The sequence below is a fragment of the Micromonospora chalcea genome (genome assembly GCF_028768405.1).
Lineage (GTDB): Bacteria > Actinomycetota > Actinomycetes > Mycobacteriales > Micromonosporaceae > Micromonospora > Micromonospora chalcea.
Map to the genome: position 1 here is coordinate 447,563 of NZ_CP118233.1, position 22,269 is coordinate 469,831.

Annotated in this window: 19 protein-coding genes; 11 read left to right on the top strand and 8 right to left on the bottom strand. The window is 72.9% G+C overall.

From position 1 onward, the window contains the following. Positions 1-14 precede the first annotated feature (14 nt). Complete coding sequence (locus PVK74_RS02080; protein WP_166456349.1) at positions 15-2,171, bottom strand: elongation factor G-like protein EF-G2; 2,157 nt, start codon at positions 2,169-2,171, stop codon at positions 15-17. A 252-nt stretch (positions 2,172-2,423) separates the two neighbouring features. On the opposite strand from PVK74_RS02080, the gene pgsA reads away from it, so the two are divergent. The 7 genes from pgsA to PVK74_RS02115 all read left to right on the top strand — a co-directional run bounded on the left by pgsA (position 2,424) and on the right by PVK74_RS02115 (position 8,433). After that, a complete protein-coding gene (pgsA, locus tag PVK74_RS02085; protein ID WP_043325003.1) occupies positions 2,424-3,044 on the top strand; it encodes a phosphatidylinositol phosphate synthase in 621 nt (206 codons plus the stop codon). After that, on the top strand, positions 3,041-3,973 hold the full coding sequence (locus tag PVK74_RS02090; RefSeq protein WP_064448893.1) for a phosphatidylinositol mannoside acyltransferase: 933 nt from the start codon (positions 3,041-3,043) through the stop codon (positions 3,971-3,973). The genes pgsA and PVK74_RS02090 overlap by 4 nt, the downstream gene beginning before the upstream one ends. Positions 3,974-3,985: 12 nt before the next feature. Beyond that, positions 3,986-5,146, top strand: a complete 1,161-nt coding sequence (locus PVK74_RS02095) for a glycosyltransferase family 4 protein (RefSeq protein WP_124779022.1) — start codon at positions 3,986-3,988, stop codon at positions 5,144-5,146. 83 nt (positions 5,147-5,229) lie between these two features. Further along, the gene (locus PVK74_RS02100; RefSeq protein ID WP_043325001.1) at positions 5,230-5,733 is read left to right on the top strand and encodes a hypothetical protein; all 504 of its coding nucleotides are present in this window, start codon (positions 5,230-5,232) and stop codon (positions 5,731-5,733) included. A 125-nt stretch (positions 5,734-5,858) separates the two neighbouring features. After that, on the top strand, positions 5,859-6,770 hold the full coding sequence (pdxS, locus tag PVK74_RS02105) for a pyridoxal 5'-phosphate synthase lyase subunit PdxS (RefSeq protein ID WP_043325000.1): 912 nt from the start codon (positions 5,859-5,861) through the stop codon (positions 6,768-6,770). A 73-nt stretch (positions 6,771-6,843) separates the two neighbouring features. Next, complete coding sequence (gene pdxT, locus PVK74_RS02110) at positions 6,844-7,449, top strand: pyridoxal 5'-phosphate synthase glutaminase subunit PdxT (protein ID WP_274478038.1); 606 nt, start codon at positions 6,844-6,846, stop codon at positions 7,447-7,449. Positions 7,450-7,683: 234 nt separating this feature from the next. After that, a complete protein-coding gene (locus PVK74_RS02115) occupies positions 7,684-8,433 on the top strand; it encodes a YebC/PmpR family DNA-binding transcriptional regulator (RefSeq protein ID WP_043324998.1) in 750 nt (249 codons plus the stop codon). Between the two features lie 67 nt (positions 8,434-8,500). Here PVK74_RS02115 and PVK74_RS02120 read toward each other — a convergent pair whose 3' ends face one another. From PVK74_RS02120 to PVK74_RS02135, 4 genes are all read right to left on the bottom strand, one after another. Beyond that, positions 8,501-9,562 carry an ABC transporter permease gene (locus PVK74_RS02120; protein ID WP_113973161.1) on the bottom strand — a complete coding sequence of 354 codons (1,062 nt, stop codon included), beginning with the start codon at positions 9,560-9,562 and terminating at the stop codon, positions 8,501-8,503. Further along, entirely contained in the window at positions 9,559-10,452 is an 894-nt protein-coding gene (locus PVK74_RS02125; protein ID WP_043324996.1) for an ABC transporter ATP-binding protein, read from the bottom strand. The genes PVK74_RS02120 and PVK74_RS02125 overlap by 4 nt, the downstream gene beginning before the upstream one ends. Positions 10,453-10,533: 81 nt before the next feature. After that, positions 10,534-11,211, bottom strand: a complete 678-nt coding sequence (locus tag PVK74_RS02130; RefSeq protein ID WP_274478039.1) for a response regulator — start codon at positions 11,209-11,211, stop codon at positions 10,534-10,536. Next, positions 11,208-12,497 (bottom strand): sensor histidine kinase, encoded by a 1,290-nt coding sequence (locus PVK74_RS02135; protein WP_043324994.1) that lies wholly within the window; start codon positions 12,495-12,497, stop codon positions 11,208-11,210. Before PVK74_RS02135 ends, PVK74_RS02130 begins: the two co-directional genes overlap by 4 nt. Positions 12,498-12,584: 87 nt before the next feature. Here PVK74_RS02135 and PVK74_RS02140 point away from each other — a divergent pair, with 87 nt between their 5' ends. Next, entirely contained in the window at positions 12,585-13,145 is a 561-nt protein-coding gene (locus PVK74_RS02140) for a GNAT family N-acetyltransferase (protein ID WP_274478040.1), read from the top strand. Positions 13,146-13,207: 62 nt separating this feature from the next. On the opposite strand, the gene PVK74_RS02145 is transcribed toward PVK74_RS02140, so the two are convergent. Together PVK74_RS02145 and PVK74_RS02150 are read right to left on the bottom strand one after the other, a co-directional pair. Further along, complete coding sequence (locus tag PVK74_RS02145) at positions 13,208-14,149, bottom strand: permease prefix domain 1-containing protein (RefSeq protein WP_113973160.1); 942 nt, start codon at positions 14,147-14,149, stop codon at positions 13,208-13,210. After that, positions 14,146-14,487: a PadR family transcriptional regulator gene (locus PVK74_RS02150; protein ID WP_113973159.1), complete on the bottom strand. Its 342-nt coding sequence runs from the start codon at positions 14,485-14,487 to the stop codon at positions 14,146-14,148. The genes PVK74_RS02145 and PVK74_RS02150 overlap by 4 nt, the downstream gene beginning before the upstream one ends. A 184-nt stretch (positions 14,488-14,671) precedes the next feature. Between PVK74_RS02150 and dnaE the strand changes: the two genes are divergently transcribed. Continuing rightward, entirely contained in the window at positions 14,672-18,205 is a 3,534-nt protein-coding gene (dnaE, locus tag PVK74_RS02155; RefSeq protein ID WP_064448535.1) for a DNA polymerase III subunit alpha, read from the top strand. A 24-nt stretch (positions 18,206-18,229) separates the two neighbouring features. Here dnaE and PVK74_RS31180 read toward each other — a convergent pair whose 3' ends face one another. After that, a complete protein-coding gene (locus PVK74_RS31180) occupies positions 18,230-19,180 on the bottom strand; it encodes a golvesin C-terminal-like domain-containing protein (RefSeq protein ID WP_420800529.1) in 951 nt (316 codons plus the stop codon). 754 nt (positions 19,181-19,934) lie between these two features. Between PVK74_RS31180 and PVK74_RS02165 the strand changes: the two genes are divergently transcribed. Together PVK74_RS02165 and PVK74_RS02170 are read left to right on the top strand one after the other, a co-directional pair. After that, entirely contained in the window at positions 19,935-20,888 is a 954-nt protein-coding gene (locus PVK74_RS02165) for a hypothetical protein (protein ID WP_274478044.1), read from the top strand. A 337-nt stretch (positions 20,889-21,225) separates the two neighbouring features. After that, positions 21,226-22,263, top strand: a complete 1,038-nt coding sequence (locus PVK74_RS02170; RefSeq protein WP_069087659.1) for an aminotransferase class V-fold PLP-dependent enzyme — start codon at positions 21,226-21,228, stop codon at positions 22,261-22,263. The last annotated feature ends 6 nt before the right edge of the window (positions 22,264-22,269 follow it).

A 22,269-nucleotide genomic window follows, 5' to 3' on the forward strand; every position in this document is an offset into this window, starting at 1 on the left:
CGGGGCGGGCGGGGTCAGTGGGAGGTGGACTCCTTGCGGGCCTGGTCGGCCAGGTGGGCGGGCATGGGCTCGTGGCGGGCGAACTCGCGGCGGAACGTGCCCGTGCCGGCCGTCATCGAGCGCAGCTCCACCGCGTACCGCAGCAGCTCCGTGGCGGGCACCTCGGCGCGGACCAGCGTGCGGCCCTCGGCGTCCGGGTCCGGCTCGGTGCCGAGCACCCGGCCGCGCCGCCCGGACAGGTCGCCCATCACCGCGCCGACCGACGAGTCCGGCACCCGCACGGTGATCTCGTCGACCGGCTCCAGCAGGGTCGGCTGGCCCTTCTCGGCGGCGTCACGCAGCGCCAGCGCGCCGGCGGTCTGGAACGCGGCGTCGGAGGAGTCGACGCTGTGCGCCTTCCCGTCCACGAGCGTCACCCGCAGGTCCACCACCGGGTAGCCGGCGACCAGGCCGCGTTCCATCTGGGCCCGTACACCCTTCTCCACCGACGGGATGTAGTTGTGCGGGACCGCGCCGCCGACCACCCGGTCGACGAACTCGAAGCCGGCGCCCCGGGGCAGCGGCTCCACCTCGATGTCGCAGACCGCGTACTGACCGTGGCCGCCGGACTGCTTGACGTGCCGACCGTGCCCGCGCGCGGCGGCGCCGAACGTCTCGCGCAGCGGCACCCGGACCGGCTCGGTGTCCAGCTCGACCCCGCCGCCGCGCAGCCGGTCGAGCACCACGTCGGCGTGCGCCTCGCCCATGCACCACAGCACCAGCTGGTGGGTCTCCGCGTTGCGTTCCAGCCGCAGCGTCGGGTCACCGGCGACCAGCCGGGACAGGTTGCGGGCCAGCGCGTCCTCGTCGGCCCGGCTGCGCGCCACGATCGCCACCGGCAGCAGCGGCTCGGGCATCTCCCAGGGCGCGACCAGCAGCGGGTCGTCCTTGGCCGAGATGGTGTCGCCGGTCTCCGCGCTGCCCGACTTGGTGATCGCGCACAGGTCACCGGCGACGCAGGCGGCCACCTCGCGCAGCGTCGCGCCCAGCGGGGTGTAGACGTGGCCGACCCGCTCGTCGGCGTCGTGGTCGGGGTGGCCGCGCTCGGCCATGCCGTGACCGGACACGTGGATGACCTGGTCGGGGCGGAGCGTGCCGGAGAAGACGCGCACCAGCGAGACCCGCCCGACGTGCCTGTCGACTGTCGTCTTGACCACCTCGGCGACGAGCGGGCCGTCCGGGTCGCAGGTCAGCGGCGGGCGGGGCGAGCCGTCCACGCCGGTGACCGCCGGCAGGTCGTGCTCCAGCGGCGACGGGAACGCCGCGACCAGGCCGTCGAGCAGCGCGTCCAGGCCCACGCCGGTCTCCGCGCAGACCGGCACCACCGGGTAGAAGTGGCCGCGGGCGACAGCGGTCTCCAGGTCGGTGATGAGCACCTCGGGGTCGATCTCCTCGCCGCCGAGGTAGCGGTCCATGAGGGTCTCGTCCTCGCTCTCGGCGATGATCCCCTCGATCAGCTCGTTGCGGGACTCCTGGATGGCCGGCAGGTGCTCCGGGTCCGGCTCGCGTACCTCCGGCGGCAGCCCGGCCGAGTAGTCGTACACCCGGCGGGTGATCAGCCCCATCAGGCCGGCCACCGACTCGCCGTCGTCGCCGAGCATGGGCAGGTAGAGCGGGAGCACGTTGTCGCCGAAGACGCGCTGGCACAGCGCCACCGCCTCGTCGAAGTCGGCCCGCGGGTGGTCCAGCCGGGAGACCGCCACCGCGCGGGGCATGTCGACGGCGGCGCACTCCTCCCACAGGGCGGCCGTGGCGGCGTCCATGCCGTCGACGGCGGAGACCACGAACAGCGCCGCGTCGGCGGCGCGCAGCCCGGCGCGCAGCTCGCCGACGAAGTCGCCGTAGCCCGGCGTGTCCAGCAGGTTGACCTTGACGTCGCGGTGCACCAGCGGCGCGCAGGCCAGGCTGACCGAGCGCTGCTGCCGTACGGCGGCGGGGTCGTGGTCGCAGACGGTGGTGCCCTCGGTGACGGCGCCGGCCCGGCCGATCGTGCCGCTGGCCGCCAGCAGCGCCTCGACGAGAGTCGTCTTGCCGGCGCCGGAGTGCCCGACGAGCACCACGTTGCGAACCCTGCCGGGCTCGGTCACCACCGGCGCGCCGCCGGTGACACCCTTCTCGTTCTTCTGCGCCATCGCGGCGCACCTCCCTCAACCGGTGGTGGTGGCGACCGCCGCGGGCGACGGGGGAGCGGACCCGGGACGGGCGCCGCGGCGATATCTTCCGGTGATCTCCTGCTGGCCGGGAACGCGGACCGGTGATCCGGTGAACTGGCTCACCTCCTGGCTCGATCTCACACCCGCACGGGGGCGGGCACAAGGGCCGTCGGGCGGGTCGTGTGCCCGGCTGTGTCCCCGGCGGTTGCGGGCCGTTATCGTGGGACCGCCATGGCGAAGATCTTCCAAGTGACGGCCCGCGCGGGCATGACCCGCGTCGTGGAGCCGATCGCCCGTGCGCTGCTGCGTGCGGGCGTGTCCCCCAACGCGGTCACCGTGACCGGCACCGTCGGCGTGCTCGTCGGCGCGCTCGGCTTCGGCGCGCGCGGCCATCTGGTCGCCGGCGCGCTGATCGTCACGGTCTTCGCCCTCACCGACCTGCTCGACGGCACGATGGCGCGGATGAGCGGCGGGTCCACCCGGTTCGGGGCGTTCCTCGACTCGAGCATGGACCGGGTCGCCGACAGCGCGGTGTTCGGCGCGGTCGCGTACTGGCTGGCCACCGAGCACGACTACTCGGGCGTGGCGGCGGCGCTGATCTGCCTGGCCGCGGGTGGGCTGGTCTCCTACGTCAAGGCCCGCGCCGAGGGCCTCGGGATGACCTGCAACGTGGGCATCGCCGAACGCACCGAGCGGCTGCTCATCGTCGGCGTCGGCGGCCTGCTCACCGGCCTCGGCGTACCGCTGGCGCTGGAGATCGCGCTCTGGCTGCTCGCCGCCGTCTCGATCTTCACCGTCGGGCAGCGGATGGCCCACGTGTACCGCCAGGCCCAGCAGGTCGGCGTCGAGTGAACCTCACCGAGGCGGGCTTCGTCGCGGGCTGGCGCCTGATCCGGGCGCTGCCCCGGCCCGTCGCGGCCGCGGCCTTCCGGGCGGGCGCCGACCGCGCCCACCGCAAGGACGGCGGGGGTACGCGCCGGCTGCGCGCCAACCTGCGCCGGGTGGTCGGCCCGGAACTGCCCGACGCGGAGCTGGACGCGCTGGTGCGCGAGGGCCTGCGCTCGTACGCCCGGTACTGGATGGAGGCGTTCCGGCTGCCCGGCCTGAGCCGGGCGCAGATCCTCGCCGGGTTCCGCCTGGACGGGCAGGAACTGCTCGCCGCCGACGTGGCGGCCGGGCGGGGCGCGGTGGTGGCGCTGCCGCACGCCGGCAACTGGGACGCGGCCGGCGCCTGGGTGGCGGCCACCGGCTGGCCGATGACCACGGTGGCCGAGCGGCTCCCGGACGGCGTCTACGAGCGGTTCGTCGGGTTCCGGGAAGGGCTGGGCATGGAGATCCTGCCCAACACCGGCGGCCCGCGTCCCGCGTTCGACGTGCTGGTGGACCGGCTGCGCGCCGGCTATGTGGTGCCGCTGCTGGCCGACCGGGACCTGTCGGCCCGGGGCGTGGAGGTCGACTTCTTCGGCGGCCGGACCCGGATGCCGGCCGGGCCGGCGCTGCTGGCGATCCGCACCGGCGCGCCGCTCTACGTGGCCTCGATGTGGTACGAGCCGGACGCGGCGTGCGCGTCGATCGATGGCCCGCTGCCGCTGCCGGACCCGGACAGCGCCCCGCTGGACGAGCGGGTCCGCGCGGTGACGCAGCGGATTGCCGACGGTCTGGCGGCGGGCATCGCCCGGCATCCGCAAGACTGGCACATGTTGCAGCGGATGTGGCTGGACCAGGGCCGGGACGGTACGCCCACGTCGGCGGCGCCGCCGGCCACCACCGGGACGGTCTAGGGGGAGGGCGCAGTGCGTATCGGCATCGTGTGCCCGTACTCGTTCGACGTGCCGGGCGGGGTGCAGAACCACGTCATGGACCTGGCCGAGGCGCTGCTCGGGCTCGGCCACGAGGTGAGCGTGCTGGCGCCGGCCGACGAGGACTCGGCGCTGCCGCCGTACGTGGTGTCGGCCGGGCGGGCGGTGCCGCTGCCGTACAACGGGTCGGTGGCCCGGATCGCGTTCGGCCCGGTCTCCACCGCCCGGGTGCGGCGCTGGATCACCCGGGGCGACTTCGACGTGCTGCACGTGCACGAGCCGCTCACGCCGAGCCTGTCGATGCTGGCCGTGCTCTGCGCCCGCGGCCCGGTGGTGGCCACGTTCCACACCGCGATGACCCGTTCCCGGGTGCTGTCGGCCGCGCAGGGCGCGCTGCAGATCGTGCTGGAGCGGATCACCGCCCGGATCGCGGTGAGCGCGCTGGCCCGCAAGGTGCAGGTCGAGCACATGGACGGCGGCGCGGTGGAGATCCCCAACGGGGTGGCGGTGGCGAAGTTCGCCGGGGTGCCGCCGCTGCCCGGCTGGCCGGGGGAGTGCGCGCCGGGCACCGGCGGCACGCTGGGTTTCCTGGGCCGGTTCACCGAGCCGCGCAAGGGCTTCCCGATCCTGCGGGACGCGTTCGTCGCGCTCGCGCCGCACCGCCCCGGGCTGCGCCTGCTGGTCGCCGGGCCGGGCGACGCCGACGAGCTGTACGGGCGGTTCCCGGCCGCCCTGCGCGACCGGGTCACGTTCCTCGGCCTGGTCTCCGAGGCGGACAAGGCACGCATGTTGCGCAGCGTGCACCTGTACGTCGCACCGAACACCGGCGGGGAATCCTTCGGGATGATCCTCACCGAGGCGCTGGCCGCCGGGACGACTGTGGTCGCCAGCGACCTGGACGCGTTCCGCCGGGTGCTCGACGGCGGCCGGGCCGGGCGGCTGTTCCCGACCGGCGACGCGGCGGCGCTGGGCGGCGCGCTGTCCGAGCTGCTCGACGACGCCGGCCGCCGCGCCGGGCTGACCGCCTGCGGCGACCAGGTGGTGGCGAATTTCGACTGGCCCGTGGTTGCCCGCCGTGTTCTGGAGGTATACGCAGCCGCGATCGAGGCCACCGACGGCCGGGTCATGGACCAGGAGTGGGCGGGACTGGGCTGACCGGGGTGGCCGCTGCGGCCGCTGTGACGAGCGCGTCGACCGGTGCCCCGCGCCGGGCGGGCGGGATGAGGAGCAGCACTACGATGCCGGGCATGTGGTGGGTGGTGGGCGCGGTCGGTGTGCTCGGGCTGGTCTCGGCGTACCTGATCTGGACCTCCGGCCGGGTGCAGCGGCTGCAGGTCCGCGCGGACTCGGCGGCCCGCGCGCTGGAGGCGCACCTGCTGCGCCGCGCGGCCGCCGCCGCGGTCCTGGCCGAGCAGCGGTACGGCGTGGAGCTGTACGCCGCCGCCCGGATCGCGCTCGACGCCGCCCCGGAGGAGCGCGAGGCGGCCGAGAACGACCTGACCCGGCAGTTGCGGGCGGTGCGGCTGGACCCGGACGACCCGGGCTGCGCGGCGGTGATCGCGGCGAGCCGCCGGCTGGCGCTGGCCCGGCAGGTGCACACCGACCTGGTCCGGGACGCCCGCTCGGCGCGCAGCCGCCCGGTGGTGCGGCTGTTCCGGATGGGGCGGGGGCGGGAGTGGCCCCGCTACTTCGACATCGACGATCCCACGCTGGCCTCCCCGGCGGACGTGACCACCGGCTGACCGCCGGTCGTGACCGGGGCCACACGGCAGGCCACCGGGGGTTCGATTGGCGCTCGGAGCGGCGTCGCGACGGTCGTAGCATTCCTGCGCAGTCACCTCCCGAGCACGCCGAGGAGCGATGTCCCGTGTCTGAGTCCGCAGCCCCGACCCCCGCCACCGCCGTCGGCACCGCCCGCGTCAAGCGCGGCATGGCCGAGATGCTCAAGGGCGGTGTGATCATGGACGTGGTCACCCCCGAGCAGGCGAAGATCGCCGAGGACGCCGGCGCGGTGGCCGTGATGGCGCTGGAGCGGGTGCCGGCCGACATTCGCGCGCAGGGCGGGGTGTCCCGGATGAGCGACCCGGACATGATCGACGGCATCATCTCCGCCGTCTCGATCCCGGTGATGGCCAAGGCCCGCATCGGCCACTTCGTCGAGGCGCAGATCCTCCAGGCGCTCGGCGTCGACTACGTCGACGAGTCCGAGGTGCTGACCCCGGCCGACTACGCCAACCACATCGACAAGTGGGCGTTCACCGTCCCGTTCGTGTGCGGCGCGACGAACCTGGGCGAGGCGCTGCGCCGGATCACCGAGGGCGCCGCGATGATCCGCTCGAAGGGTGAGGCGGGCACCGGTGACGTCTCCAACGCCACCACCCACATGCGCAAGATCCGGCAGGAGATCCGCCGGCTCCAGTCGCTGCCCGACGACGAGCTGTACGTGGCGGCCAAGGAGCTGCAGGCCCCGTACGAGCTGGTCAAGGAGGTCGCCGAGCAGGGCAAGCTGCCGGTCGTGCTGTTCACCGCGGGCGGCATCGCTACCCCCGCCGACGCGGCCATGATGATGCAGCTCGGCGCCGAGGGCGTCTTCGTCGGCTCGGGCATCTTCAAGTCCGGCAACCCGGCGCAGCGGGCCGCCGCGATCGTCAAGGCGACCACGTTCCACGACGACCCGGACGTGCTGGCCAAGGTGTCGCGCGGGCTGGGCGAGGCGATGGTCGGCATCAACGTCGACGAGATCCCGCAGCCGCACCGCCTCGCCGAGCGCGGCTGGTGAGCGAAAGGAAGGGCCCCCTGTTAACGCCTCCGGTAGAGGCGGGGCCCCTTGTTAACACCCCGGGAGGAGCGGCGTGACCGTACCGGTGATCGGCGTGCTCGCGCTGCAGGGCGACGTACGCGAGCACGTCGCGGCGCTGACCGGCGCGGGCGCCGACGCCCGGCCGGTGCGGCGCCCGGGCGAGCTGGACCCGGTCGACGGCCTGGTGGTGCCCGGCGGCGAGTCGACCACGATCAGCAAGCTGGTGGACATCTTCGAGATGCGCGAGCCGATCGACAAGCGGATCGCCGCCGGCATGCCGGTCTACGGCTCCTGCGCCGGCATGATCATGCTGGCCGTCGAGGTGCTGGACGGCCGCCCGGACCAGCGCGGCTTCGCGGGCGTCGACATGACGGTGCGGCGCAACGCGTTCGGCCGTCAGGTCGACTCGTTCGAGGCGCCGGTGGCGCTCACCGGCGTCGACGGCGGCCCGTTCCACGCCGTGTTCATCAGGGCGCCGTGGGTCGAGCGCGTCGGCCCCGACGTCGAGGTGCTCGGCCGGGTGACAGACGGCCCGGCCGCGGACCGGATCGTCGCGGTACGGCAGGGCAACCTGCTGGCCACCTCGTTCCACCCGGAGCTGACCGGCGACCTGCGCCTGCACCGCCACTTCGTGGAACTGGTCCGGGCGAGCCGCTGAGCGGCCGGTCCGTCCCTGATTGTGCCGGTTCGGGCGGCCCGGGGCGGGCCGCTGCCGTGCGGCGCGTGACAGTGACCCGGCCCCCGCCGGTAGGATTGCCGAGATTCGGCAGGGCCATCAGCCCGCCGCGGCTCCCAGCAGAGATCACGGCACCTCGGCGTCGGCGTGCGCCGGCGGGGGAGCGGGGCGTGTGGTGCGGTCGATGCAGACGGCGGGTAGCAACGGAGGTAACAGATGTCCGGCCACTCAAAGTGGGCGACGACCAAGCACAAGAAGGCGGTCATCGACGCCAAGCGCGGCAAGATGTTCGCCAAGCTGATCAAGAACGTCGAGGTGGCCGCCCGTACCGGCGGTGGTGACCCGGCCGGCAACCCGACTCTCTACGACGCCATCCAGAAGGCGAAGAAGAACTCGGTCCCGAACGACAACATCGACCGCGCGGTCAAGCGCGGCTCCGGCCTGGAGGCCGGCGGCGCAGACTGGCAGACGATCATGTACGAGGGTTACGGCCCGAACGGCGTGGCGATGCTGATCGAGTGCCTCACCGACAACCGCAACCGTGCCGCCACCGAGGTGCGCACCGCGCTGACCCGCAACGGCGGCTCGCTGGCCGACGCCGGCTCGGTGTCGTACATGTTCTCCCGCAAGGGGGTGGTGATCGTCCCCAAGGGCGGCACGACCGAGGACGACGTGATGATGGCAGTGCTCGACGCGGGCGCGGAGGAGGTCAACGACCTCGGCGAGGCGTACGAGGTGGTGTCCGAGCCGGGCGACCTGATCGCGGTCCGCACCGCGCTGCAGGACGCCGGCATCGAGTACGAGTCGGCCGAGTCCTCCCTCATCCCCAGCGTGAACGTGCCGCTGGACGAGGAGGGCGCGCGCAAGATCTTCAAGCTGATCGACGTGCTGGAGGACTGCGACGACGTGCAGAACGTCTACGCCAACTTCGACGTGTCCGACGAGGTGATGGCCGCGGTCGGCTGACCCCGGTCCGACGTGCCGAGCGCCGGCTCCCCGCTGCGGGGTGGCCGGCGCTCGGCGTATGCCGTCGTCAGCCGATCGGCTCGCGCTGCCGCCACGCCGCCCGCACCGAGGTCCGCCCGTTGGTGCGCAGCAGCGAGCCCTCGTAGACCCGGGCCCCGGCGAGCAGGAACCCGGCCGCCGCGAGCAGCAGCAGCGCCAGCGACACGAACGGCTCCCACGTCGCCGCGTCACCGGTGAACAGCCGTACCGGCATCGCTGTGGGCGCGGAGATCGGCAGGTACGACAGGACCCGCATCGCGGTGGCGTTGTCGTTGAGGAACACCACCGCGAAGAACGGCGCCATCACGGCGAGCTGCACCGGGGTGGACGCCCCGGCGATGTCCTCCTGCCGGTTCACCAGCGCGCCGGCCGCCGCCCACATCGCCGCCAGCAGCAGGAAGCCACACAGGAAGAACGGCACGAACCAGCCGATCGCGGGCGCGATCAGGCCCAGCAGGTCACCGCCGTCGGTCAGGCGCATCCCGATCAGCGCGACGGCCGCGATCAGCGTGATCTGCCCCAGCGCCAGCGCGCCCGCGGCGAGGATCTTGCCGGCCAGCAGCGCCCGGGCCGGCACGGCGGCCACCAGGATCTCCACGATCCGGGTCTGCTTCTCCTCGGTGACGCTCTGCGCGATCTGCAACCCGAACGTCTGGGACATGAAGAAGAAGACGAACGCGAAGGCGAACGGCACCAGGTACGCGACGAGTGGATCCACCGCGTCCGGGTCCAGCAGCTTCACCTGCGGGGCCGCGCTGAGCGCGGCGACCACGTCGTCCGGGGCCCGCTCGTCGGCGACCACCACCGGACCGGCCACCACCGCGGCGTCCGCGTCGCCGTCGCGTACCGCCTGCTCGGCGGCGCCGTCGTCGGCGACCAGCAGGACGTCCAGCCCGGCCGCGCGCAGCGGTTCGGCGCCGGCCGCGGTCACCGCCACCGTGGACGGGCCGCTGCTCAGCATCGCAGGCACCACGGTGGCCACGACGGCGAGCAGCAGGAAGATCAGCGTGCTGTAGAGGAACGTCTTGTCGCGGACCTTGACCTTGATCTCGCGGGCCGCGACCAGCCGGGTGGCCTGGAACGTGTTCACTGGTTGACCTCTCGGAAGATCTCGGCGAGGGACGGGGTGACCGGGCCGAACGCGCGTACCGGGCCGCGTTCCAGCGCCGCGCGCAGCACCGCCTGGTCGTCGGCGGGCGGGTCCACCTCGAACACGGCGCGCGCGCCGTCGAGGTCGACCAGCCGCACGCCGGGCTGGTCCCGCAGCCAGCCGGCGTCGCCGTCCACCACGAGCGAGAACCGGGGCAACGTGTACGCGGCGCGCAGCTCCTCGCGGGCGCCGGCGGCCCGGATCGTCCCGCCGGCGATGAGCACCAGGTCGTCGCAGAGCCGCTCCACCACGTCGAGCTGGTGGCTGGAGAACAGCACCGGCGCTCCGGCGGCGGCACGTTCCCGCAGCACCGCGACCACCATGTCGACGGCGAGCGGGTCGAGCCCGGAGAACGGCTCGTCCAGGATCAGCACCTCCGGGTCGTGCACCAGCGCGGCGGCGATCTGCGCGCGCTGCTGGTTGCCAAGCGACAGCGTCTCCAGCAGGTCGTCGGCCCGCTCGCCGAGACCGACCCGCTCCAGCAGCGCGTCGGTGCGGCGGCGCGCCCCGGCGGCGTCCAGCCCGTACAGGCGGCCGAGGTGGACCACCTGCTCGCGGGGCGTCATCTTCGGGTAGAGGCCGCGTTCCTCGGGCATGTAGCCGAACCGGGCCCGGTCCTCCCGGGTGAGCCGGTGTCCCCGCCAGGTGACCTGCCCGGCGTCCGGGGCGAGCACGCCGAGGATGATGCGCATGGTGGTGGTCTTGCCGGCGCCGTTGCCGCCGACGAACCCGGTCATGCGCCCGGCGGTCACGTCGAAGGAGACGTCTTTGAGCACCTGACGGCCGCCGAAGCTGCGGTCGACGCCGTCGAGGCGGAGCACGCTGGTCATGATCCCGACGCTACGGCTGGCGCCCGCACCCGTCGTCCCACCGCGGAACGATCACGTGGTCCGCCCTGCGACGGACCGGCGTCATCCGCCGGGCCGGACCACCCCGTGCTCGTACGCGAACACCACCGCCTGCACCCGGTCGCGCAGCCCCAGCTTGGCCAGGACGCGGCTGACGTGGGTCTTCACCGTCGCCTCGCCGACGCGCAGCACGTCCGCGATCTCGGCGTTGCTGGCGCCGCTCGCGACCAGCTCCAGCACCTCCCGCTCGCGCGGGGTCAGGTCCGCCGTCGCCGCGTCGTGCCGGGGGTCCGGCGGCGCCCCGCCGGGCCGGGCGAACGTGGAGATCACCCGCCGGGTCAGCGCCGGCGCGATCAGCCCTTCGCCGCGCGCCACCACCCGCACCGCCTCGACCAGGTCCTCCGGGGTGCCGTTCTTCAGCAGGAAGCCGCTCGCCCCGGCGCGCAGCGCCGCGAACAGATAGTCGTCCCGGTCGAACGTGGTGAGGATCAGCACCGCCGGGCCGCCCGGCGTCGCGTCGCCGGTGATCCGGCGCGTGGCCTCCAGCCCGTCGAGCACCGGCATCTCCACGTCCATCAGCACCACGTCCGGCCGCAGCGCGGACGCCATCGACACGGCGCGCTGCCCGTCGGCGGCCTCGCCGACCACCTCGATGTCGTCCTCGACCTCCAGGATGACCCGGAAACCGGTCCGGACCAGGTGCTGGTCGTCGACGAGCAGCACCCGTACCGGCGCGTTCACGCCGCCCGCCCGGCGGCCTCGACCGGCAGCGGCATGCGGGCCCGGACCCGGAACCCGCCGCCGGGGCGCGGCCCGGCCTCCACCTCACCGCCGTGGGCGGCGACCCGCTCCCGCATGCCGATCAGGCCGAGCCCGGTCCCGGCCGCCGGCGCGCCGCCCTGCCCGTCGTCGCTCACGTCGATCTCCAACTCCCTCGCCAGATAGCGGATGCGCACGTCCAGCGTGGTGGCGTGGGCGTGCTTGACCACGTTCGTCACCGCCTCCTGGACGATCCGGTAGGCCGCCTGCGACACCGAGCGCGGCAGCGGCACCGGCTCCCCGTACACCCCGAGGTCGGCCCGTAGCCCGGTCTCCCGGGCCCGGTCGACGAGCGCGCGGACCTGGTCGATGCCGGCGGTGTCCTCCGGCGCGGTGACCGCGCCGGCCGCGGCGTCCGGGTCGCGCAGCACGCCGAGCATCCGGCGCAGCTCGTCGACGGAGGTGCGGGCCGTCTGCTCGATGGCGGCCAGCGCGGTACGCGCCTTGTCCCGGTCCCGGTCGAACACGCGCCGGCACGCGGCGGCCTGCACGCCCATCACCGACACGTGGTGGGCGACCACGTCGTGCAGTTCGCGGGCGATGCGGACCCGCTCGCCCATCACCGCGCGCTCGCGCGCCTCCGCCTGGGAGCGGCGCAGCTGCTCGGCCTGTTCGCGTAGCTCGTGCCGGCGGCGCGCGGCCACCCAGGCGGTCTGCCCGGAGTAGTAGGCGAAGCCGAAGAACAGCACGTTGTAGAGCACACCGTTCACCACTGCGGCGAGCACCGGCGGCACCGGGCCGGCGGCGTCGGCGAAGGAGGCAGCGGAGATCTGGTCGGCCCGCAACGCGAGGGACAGCCAGAGCCACGCGAACATCGCCACGATGATGCCGGCCCGCAGCCGCCCGGCCAGCCGCCGGTCGGTGCCCCACGCGCCGAGCGTGAACAGGGCGGCGAACAGCGCGCCCGACGGGATCTGGGCCAGCGGGACCGCCCGGGCCTGCCCGGCGACGAAGGCGACGGCCACGATCACCGCGACGGTGGCGGGCCAGCGCCGCCGTACGGCCAGCGGGGCGGTCACCGCGACGGTCCACCAGACCTGCTCGGCGACGCTCGGCGGCGGCCCGAGCAGGAACGCCCCGGTGCTGTACGCCAGGGTCAGCTCGAACAGGGCCAGCACGGTGACCGCGAGCCCGACCCAGAGGTCGGCGCGGAACTGCGCCGCCGTGGGAGCCGGCCGGCGCCAGGCGGTGGTGGGTGCGGTGCTCACCGTACGACCATGCCACCGACCGGGCCGTCGCGGTGGCCGGGGCGTAATCGGGTGGGCCGGACGACAGTGCCGACGTAGCCTGCCGGGGTGTTCGTGCCTGATCTGCCGTTGCGTACCGAGCGTCTGCTGCTGCGCGCCTTCACCGCCACGGACGTGACCGTGCTCCGGGACTACCGGGGCCGCCCGGAGGTCACCCGCTACCTCTACCACGAGCCGTACGACGACGGCGCCGCCCGGGCCGCGATCGAGCGGCTGGTCCGGCGGACCGCGCTGCGCGCCCCCGGCGACGTGCTCAACCTCGCCGTGACGGTCGCGGACACCGGCGAGTTCGTCGGCGACGTGCTGCTGAGCTGGACCAGCGGGGAGCACCGGCAGGGCGAGATCGGGTACGTGGCGCATCCCGCGCACACCGGCCGCGGGTACGTCACCGAGGCGGCCCGGGAACTGCTGCGGATCGGCTTCGACGGGCTGGGCCTGCACCGGATCGTCGGCCGGCTGGACGCCCGCAACACCGCCTCGGCCCGGTTGCTGGAGCGGCTCGGCATGCGCCGGGAGGCGCACCTGCGGGAGAACGAGTTCGTCAAGGGGGAGTGGACCGACGAGGTGGTCTACGCTCTGCTGGCCCGGGAGTGGCGGGCGGCGGCCTGACTGCCCGCGTACCCGGAAGGGCCCGGCACGCCCTCGACGGGGCGTGCCGGGCCGGGCGTGGCTCAGGTGGCGCGGGCGGCCTTGACCGCGCTGTCGATCACGTCCCAGATCGCGACCAGCACGACCACCGCGCCCGCCACCCGGGCGAACTCGACGGTGCCGCCGTCGCGCAGCCAGGCGAACCGCTCGACCAGCTCCGGGTTGAGCAGCCGGTCGGTGGCGAGCAGCCAGAGCACCGGGGCGGCGAAGGCGACGTTGAGCACCGCGTTGACCGCCACCAGGGGCCAGGTCCACCGGCCGGACCGGTACTTGGCGATCTCCAGGCCGACGGTGGCCAGCAGCACCACGATCAGGGCCGGCAGCCAGAAGCTCCAGAGCGCCGGGTCGAGCGCCGGCAGCCGGGTGCCGTCGTCGGTGGTCCAGCGCTGGAAGTGCTGGCCGATCAGGAGGCCGATGGTGGCGAGCAGGAACACCACCGAGGCGATGCTGTCGGAGTGGTTGATCTGCCGTTCCCGGGTCTCCTCGGGGAGCTGGTCGACGGTCCACTCGGGCAGGCCGAGCGGGGTGCGGGTGCGTTCCAGCACGGCGAACACCAGCGTGACCCAGAACGCGATCTGCACCGCGGTCTGCATGGCGGCCACGATCGCCGCGCCGATCGCCGCGCCCGGCTCGCCGTCGACGAGCGCCTTCGTGACGCCGGAGAGCACGCCGACGATCGCCGGGATCCAGGTGAGCAGCAGTCGCAGCAGCCGCCACCAGGTCAGGTAGTAGCGCGGGCCGATGAGTTGCAGCGTGCGGTCGCTGTAGCGGGCCGCGAGCTTCTCCGGGTGGCCCAGCTCGGTGAGCACCTCGCGTTCGGCGGAGGCGTGGTCCTGCCCGCCCGCGGTCCGGTCGTCGATCATGTCGGCGATGGAGCCGCGCAGTTCCTCGGCGAGTTCCAGGCGGCGCTGCGCGGGCACGGCCCGCATGGTGGCGGCGACGTAACGGTCGGTCAGGGAACTCATCGTTCCGCTCCTTCGATCAGGTCGGTGACGGACGTCCGCACCGCGGTCATGTCGTCGAGCAGGCGGTTCAGGACGGACTCGCCGTCGCCGCTGGTCCGGTAGAACTTGCGCGGCCGGCTCTCCTCGGTGTTCCACTCGCTGGTCAGCAGGCCCTGGTCCTCCAGCCGGCGCAGCAGCGGGTAGAGCGTGTTGGCGTCGACCGCGAAGCCGTGCGCGGCCAGCCGTTGCAGCAGGGCGTATCCGTAGTCGGGGCGGCGCAGGGCGACCAGGCTGGCCACCACGACAGTGCCGCGCCGTAGCTCCTGGAGGTGGGTCCGGAGGACCTCTTCGCTGACCATGCTCAACACGATAGTGTGTGCCACACACCATTGCAATAGAGAAGAACATCGCGTGCCGCACACCGGCCGGCCGGAGAGACCCGGGCCACGCCCGGCGCGGACGGTGGAGCCCGCGAGATCACCTCGGTAGGGTGGGTCGGTCGACTCCGACGCAGCTTGATCCACAACCCGGGGGGCGCCACGCATGGGCGATTCGTTCGCGCATCTGCACGTACACACCGAGTACTCGATGCTCGACGGGGCGGCCCGGCTCAAGGACCTCTTCGCCGAGGCGGCGCGGCTCGGCATGCCGGCGGTGGCGATCACCGACCACGGCAACATGCACGGCGCGAACGACTTCTACAAGCAGGCCATGGACGCCGGGGTCAAGCCCATCCTCGGCGTCGAGGCGTACGTCGCGCCGGAGTCGCGCTTCCACAAGGCGCGGGTCAAGTGGGGGCGCCCCGAGCAGAAGAGCGACGACGTCTCCGGCAACGGCGCGATCACCCACATGACCATGTGGGCGGCCAACCGCGACGGCCTGCACAACCTGTTCAAGCTCAACTCCCGCGCCTCCATGGAGGGCCACTACGTGAAGTGGCCCCGGATGGACATGGAGCTGATCGCCGAGCACGCCCAGGGCATCATGGCCACCACCGGCTGCCCGTCCGGCGCGGTGCAGACCCGGCTGCGGCTGGGCCAGTTCGACGAGGCGCTCAAGGTCGCCGCCGCCTATCAGGACATCTTCGGCAAGGACAACTACTTCCTGGAGATCATGGACCACGGCCTCGACATCGAGCGCCGCGTCCGCGACGGGCTCACCGAGATCGCCCGCAAGCTCGACATCCCGCCGGTGGTCACGAACGACTCGCACTACACCCACGAGGCGCAGGCCGAGGCGCACGACGTGCTGCTCTGCGTACAGACCGGCAGCAACGTGGCCGACCCCAACCGGTTCCGGTTCGAGGGCGGCGGCTACTTCGTCAAGTCCGCCGACCAGATGCGCGCCGTCGACTCCTCCGAGCTGTGGCAGCAGGGCTGCCGCAACACGCTGCTCGTGGCCGAGAAGGTCGACCCGGCCGGCATGTTCACGTTCCACAACCTGATGCCGCGCTTCCCGATCCCCGAGGGCGAGACCGAGGAGTCCTGGTTCCGCAAGGAGACCTTCGCCGGGCTGAAGCGCCGCTTCCCCAACGGCATCCCCGAGGGCCACGTCGTCCAGGCCGAGTACGAGCTGGGCGTCATCATCCAGATGGGCTTCCCGTCGTACTTCCTCGTGGTCGCAGACTTCATCCAGTGGGCCAAGAGCCAGGGCATCGCGGTCGGCCCCGGGCGTGGCTCGGCGGCCGGCTCGCTCGTGGCGTACGCGCTCGGCATCACCGACCTCGACCCGATCCCGCACGGCCTGATCTTCGAGCGGTTCCTCAACCCCGAGCGCGTCTCCATGCCCGATGTCGACATCGACTTCGACGAGCGCCGGCGCGGTGAGGTCATCAAGTACGTGACCGACAAGTGGGGCGAGGACAAGGTCGCGCAGATCGCCACGTTCGGCACGATCAAGGCGAAGGCCGCGATCAAGGACTCGGCCCGGGTGCTCGGCTACCCGTACGCGGTCGGCGACCGGATCACCAAGGCCATGCCCCCGGCGGTGATGGGCAAGGACATCCCGCTGTCCGGCATCTTCGACCCGAAGCACCCCCGCTACGCCGAGGCGGGCGAGATCCGTGGCCTCTACGAGTCCGACCCGGACGTCAAGAAGGTCATCGAGACCGCCAAGGGCATCGAGGGCCTGATCCGGCAGACAGGTGTGCACGCCGCCGGCGTCATCATGTCCGCCGAGCCGATCATCGAGCACATCCCGCTCATGCGGCGTGACTCCGACGGTGTCATCATCACGCAGTTCGACTACCCGACCTGCGAGTCGCTCGGGCTGCTGAAGATGGACTTCCTCGGCCTGCGCAACCTGACGATCATCGACGACGCGGTGAAGAACATCCAGCTCAACCACGGCCGGGAGCTGGACCTGCTCGGCCTGCCGCTGGACGACAAGCCGGCGTACGAGCTGCTGGCCCGCGGCGACACGCTCGGCGTGTTCCAGCTCGACGGCGGGCCGATGCGCTCGCTGCTGCGGCTGATGAAGCCGGACAACTTCGAGGACATCTCCGCCGTCCTGGCGCTCTACCGGCCCGGCCCGATGGGCGTGGACTCGCACACCAACTACGCGCTGCGCAAGAACGGCCTCCAGGAGATCACCCCGATCCACCCGGAGCTGGAGGAGCCGCTGCGCGAGATCCTCGCGCCCACCTACGGCCTGATCGTCTACCAGGAGCAGGTGCAGCGCGCCGCGCAGATCCTCGCCGGCTACACGCTCGGCCAGGCCGACCTGCTGCGCCGGGCGATGGGCAAGAAGAAGAAGGAGATCCTGGACAAGGAGTTCATCCCGTTCCGGGACGGCTGCCGCGAGCGCGGCTACTCCGACGAGGCCATCCAGGCCGTGTGGGACGTGCTGGTGCCGTTCGCCGGCTACGCCTTCAACAAGGCCCACTCCGCCGCGTACGGCCTGGTCTCCTACTGGACCGCGTACCTCAAGGCGCACTACCCGGCCGAGTACATGGCCGCCCTGCTCACCTCCGTCGGTGACGACAAGGACAAGATGGCGATGTACCTGTCCGAGTGCCGCCGGATGCGCATCCAGGTGCTGCCGCCGGACGTCAACACCTCGGCCGGGCCGTTCACCCCGGTCGGCGAGGAGATCCGCTTCGGTCTCGGCGCGGTACGCAACGTCGGCGCGAACGTGGTCGCCTCGATCATGCGGTGCCGCGAGGAGAAGGGCGACTACGCCGACTTCTACGACTTCCTGTCCAAGGTCGACGCCGTGGTCTGCAACAAGAAGACAATCGAATCGCTGATCAAGGCCGGGGCGTTCGACGCGCTCGGCCACCCGCGCAAGGGCCTGCTCGCAGTGCACGCCGACGCCATCGACGCGTACGCCGACGTCAAGCGCAAGGAGGCGGTCGGCCAGTACGACCTGTTCGGCGCCGGCTTCGGCGAGTCCGAGACCGGCGGCACCACCACCGTCATGCCGGTCATCGGCGAGGGAGAGTGGGACAAGCGCGACAAGCTCGCGTTCGAGCGCGAGATGCTCGGCCTGTACGTCTCCGACCACCCGCTGTTCGGCCTGGAACACGTGCTCGGCGCCGCCGCGGACACCACCATCGCCGCGCTGTCGGAGGAGGGCACGGTGCCCGACGGCGCGGTGGTCACCCTGGCCGGCATCCTCTCCGGCGTGCAGCGCCGGGTCACCAAGCAGGGCCGGGCCTGGGCGTCGGCCACCCTCGAAGACCTCGCCGGTGGCGTGGAGACGCTGTTCTTCCCGAACACGTACGAGGTGATCGGCCAGTACATCGCCGAGGACGCGATCGTGGTGGTCAAGGGCCGGGTGGACCGGCGCGACGACACCCCGCGCATCATGGCGATGGACATGTCCATGCCGGACGTCACCAGCAACCCGGCGAACAAGCCGGTCACGCTCACCATCCCGGTGCACCGCTGCACGCCGCCGCTGGTGGAACGGCTCAAGGAGACGCTCGTGCTGCACCCCGGCGACACCGAGGTGCACGTCAAGCTGCTCAACGGCGGCAAGGTCACCACGCTGCGCCTCGGCCCGTTCCGGGTCGCGCCGACCACTGCGCTGATGGGTGACCTGAAGAGCGTGCTCGGCCCGGCCAACGTGAGCTGACCGGGCCGAGCGGGGACGTGCCGGCTAGACGCGGGTGACGCGGATGGCGTCGGCGATCACGTACCCGGTGCTGCCGGACCACCTGCTGACACCGACCTTGTTGGCGTCACCGGCGGCCAGGGTGAAGGTGCCCAGTGACCGCCACGCACCGCCGTTGGCGCTCTGGTTCACCGCTACCGTCTGGTTGCCGCTCGTCGTCGCGACGATGTACGGCGTGGAGGTGTTGTAGCCGGCCACCGCCGGATACCAGACCTCCACCCGGTAGGTGGCCGTCGCCGGGATGTTCACCTTGTACCAGGCGGTGTCGCTGGCCGCGACGGGGTTGGCGTACCGGTAGTCGGCGCCGTAGCGCTGCGCCGAGTACGTCGAGGTGCCCCAGTTGGCGCTCGCGGTGAACCGGCCGGCGGTGGTGTTGTCCACGATCGTCGACCAGGCGGTCGGCGGGGGAGTGGTGCCGCCGGTGACGAGCTGCATGTAGTAGGTCCAGTTCCAGTTCGACCCCGGGTCGGTGTGCGTGGCGCCCGGCACCTGGTTGTGCCCGATGATGTTGGTGCGGGTCTTCGGGATGCCGTACTTGTCGCACAGGTACCGGGTCAGCGCCGCCGACGACCGGTACATCGCGTCGGTGTACCAGGAGGCGTTGTCGACGTACCCCTCGTGCTCGATGCCGATCGACTGGGTGTTGTAGGTCCAGTTGCCGGCGTGCCAGGCGATGTCCTTGTCCCGCACCATCTGGGTCACCGCGCCGTCGGAGGAGCGGAGCAGGTAGTGCGCGCTGGTGCCGGCGGCGGCGTTCTGGAACCAGCTGATCGAGCCGGCGTAGCTGCCCTGCATGGTGTGGATGACGATGTAGTTGATCGGGTACGCCGACTCGCGGCTGGAGACCGTGTAGTTGGACGAGTTGGCCGGCACCCATGCGGCCGGGCCGTAGTCGGTGCTCAGGGTGCCGAAGTCGCCGGTGCCCAGCGGCGCCACGGCGGCGTACCGGCCCCGCTGCGGCGCGACCGGACGGCCGTCCACGCTGACCTCGCCGCCAGCCGTGGTAGCGATGAAGCCCCGGGCGAGCAGGTCGTACACGGCGTCGGCGTACAGCCGGGCGGTGGCCGCGTCCGCCGAGCCGCCGTAGCGGGCGATCGGGACGTACCACTGGTTGACGTCGTCGCGCTGCGCCGCGGTCAGCCCGGCCTCGTCGGCGTAGGAGCGCAGCACGGCCGCCGCGCCGGCCACGTTCGCCGCGTCCCGGGTACGCAGGTCGGCCCGGTCCAGCCGGGTCCGGCGTGCGGCCTCGTCCAGCGTCCGTACCTTCGGGTTGCTGGTCAGGTGCATCACGCCGTATCCGCCGGAGGCGCTGGGCTGCCCGCCGTGACCGTCCAGTCGGGTCTCGGCGTACCCGAGCGCGGCGAGCAGGTCGCGCGGCACGTCGGAGCCGGCGGCGGCCCGGTCGAAGGCCGCGGCGAGCGGCTGCGCGTCATGCTGAGGCGCGGCGTGGGCCGGCTGGCCGGTCAGGCCGATCATGAGGATCACGGCGCCGCCGAGCAGGTGGCTCACCCGGCGCGAGGGTCTCCGAACTGTCACGTCACTCCTCGTCGACTGCATGGGGCGACTGGCTCCCGTCGCCGGTTCGCCGCACCTTATAGCGTGACGTTCGTCTATGTCGATACCTTGCGTCGAAGGGCAGTTTGCTGAAGACTTCCTTCAGATGCGGAGCTGTCCCCGTACCGTCGCGGTCTTGCCCGCCGCGCCGCGGCCGGGCAGCATCGTGCGGATGCCGCCCACCGACCTGCTGCTCGTCCGTGACCTGGTGCCCGACTTCCTGGCCCGCGCCGAACGGTCCGGCCCGCCGTGGACCTCCCGCTACCTGGCCGGGCACCCGGACGTGGTCCGGGCGCTGCGCCGCGACGGCGGCTGGTCCGACGCAGCCGGCGTGGCCGCCGCCCTGGACGGGCTCCGCGGCCGCGCCACCGAGCTGGCGGCACGAGCCGAGACGGTACGCGCGCTGCTGCCCGGCGGCGTCGCGGCGGTGGCCGGCGCGCTGGGCTGGTCCGGCGACGGCGGGCCGGTCGAGTGCGTGGTGCTGGTCGGGCGCAACCAGGCCAACGGCTGGGCCGGTGAGCTGAACGGCAGGTACGCGCTCTTCCTCGCCGTGGAACAGCTCGGCCCGCCCGAGGATCTCGACCTGCTGGTACGGCACGAGGCCGCGCACGTGGTGCACGACCGCGGCGCCGCGATCCGCGACTGGCCCGAGTACGGCGTGGCGAACGCCCTGTTCACCGAAGGGCTCGCCACCCAGGTGACGGCGGAGCTGGACCCCGGGCGGCCGGACGAGGAGTACCTCTGGTTCGGCCGGCCCGGCCACCGGCAGTGGCTCGACGAGTGCCGCCGCCGGTGGCCGGAGATCCTGCGCCGGGTCCGCGCCGACCTCGACGCCACCGACGTCGAGCACCACGCCCCGTACTTCCTGATGCGGGACTCGCTGCTGGCCGACGGCCTGCCCAAGCGGTGCGGCTACCTGGTCGGCCTGACCGTGGTACGACACCTGCGCCGCCACCACTCCCTGCGAGACCTGGCCACCTGGCCCCTGCCCCGGGTCCGCGAGGAGCTCACTGCCGCACTCCCCAACCTCCCCCCACCCCCCCTGACCTCCCCACCCCACCGCGTCGATCATGAAGTTGACGGCACCTGACGTCCGATTTGTCGCCGCCAACTTCATGATCGACGGGACGGGGAGTTGGCGCGCTGGTGCCCCGCCTGGCCCCGCGATCTTGCACGTTCCGCCCCTCGCCCTCGTTCCGCCGCGCGATTTTGTACATCTCGCCGCCCCCAACGCCCTCGTTCTGCCGCGATCTTGCAGCTTCGGCCCCACCGATGGCCTGTTTGCCCCGATTCGCCGGGGCCGAAAGTGCAAGATCGCCGGGGTCGGGCGGGCCGGCCGGGGGCGGGCGTGGGGGTGGGCGGTGCGGGGGCCACGGGGGTGGGATTGGTGGTGTCGGGGGTGGGGTGGGGGTGGTTAGCGTCGGGGGATGGAGCTGGAGCAGGCACGGAAGTTGTGGCAGCCGGAACCGGGCTGGTTGAACACCGCCACCTACGGGCTGCCGCCCGAGCCGGTGTGGGACGCCGTGCAGCGGGTGCTCGCCGACTGGCGGGGCGGACGGGTGTCGTTCGAGGTGTGGGACGAGTCGGTGGACCGGTCCCGGGCCGCGTTCGCCCGGCTGACCGGCGTGGACGCCGCCGACGTGAGCATCGGTTCCGCCGTGTCGCAGCTGGTCGCGCCGATCGCGGCGAGCCTGCCGGAGGGTGCGACTGTGGTGGTGCCCGAGAGCGAGTTCACCTCGATCCTGTTCCCCTGGCTCGTCCAGCAGGAGCGCGGGGTGCGGGTCCGCACCGTGCCGCTGGCCGGCCTGGTCGACGCGATCGACGCCGGCACCGACCTGGTGGCGTTCAGCGTGGTGCAGTCCGCCGACGGCGTCGTGGCTCCGTACGACGAGATCGTCGCGGCGGCCCGGGCGCACGGCGCCGTCGTGGTGGTCGACGCCACGCAGGCGTGCGGGTGGCTGCCGTTCGCCGCGGACCGGGCGGACGCGGTGGTGGTCGGGGCGTACAAGTGGTTGATGGCGCCGCGCGGCGCGGCCTTCGCCTACCTGGCGCCGGAGCTGCGCGAGCGGATTCGCCCGGACGCGGCCGGGTGGTTCGCGGGCAAGGACCCGCACGCCTCCTACTACGGACTGCCGCTTCGCCTGGCCGACGACGCCCGGCGCTTCGACATCTCCCCGTCCTGGCTGTGCTACGTCGGGGCCGCGCCCGCGCTGGAGCTGCTCGCCGACCTCGATCCGGAGGAGGTGCGCGCGTACGACGTGGGGCTGGCCAACCGGTTCCTGACCGGGCTGGGCCGCCCGCCCGGCGACAGCGCGATCGTCTCCGTGGACGTGCCGGACGCGCAGGAACGGCTGGCCCGCGCCGGGGTGCGCGCGGCGGTACGGGCGGGCCGGGTCCGCGCCTCGTTCCACCTCTACACGACCGAGGAGGACGTGGACCGGGCGGTCGAGGCGCTGACCGGCTGACCGCTG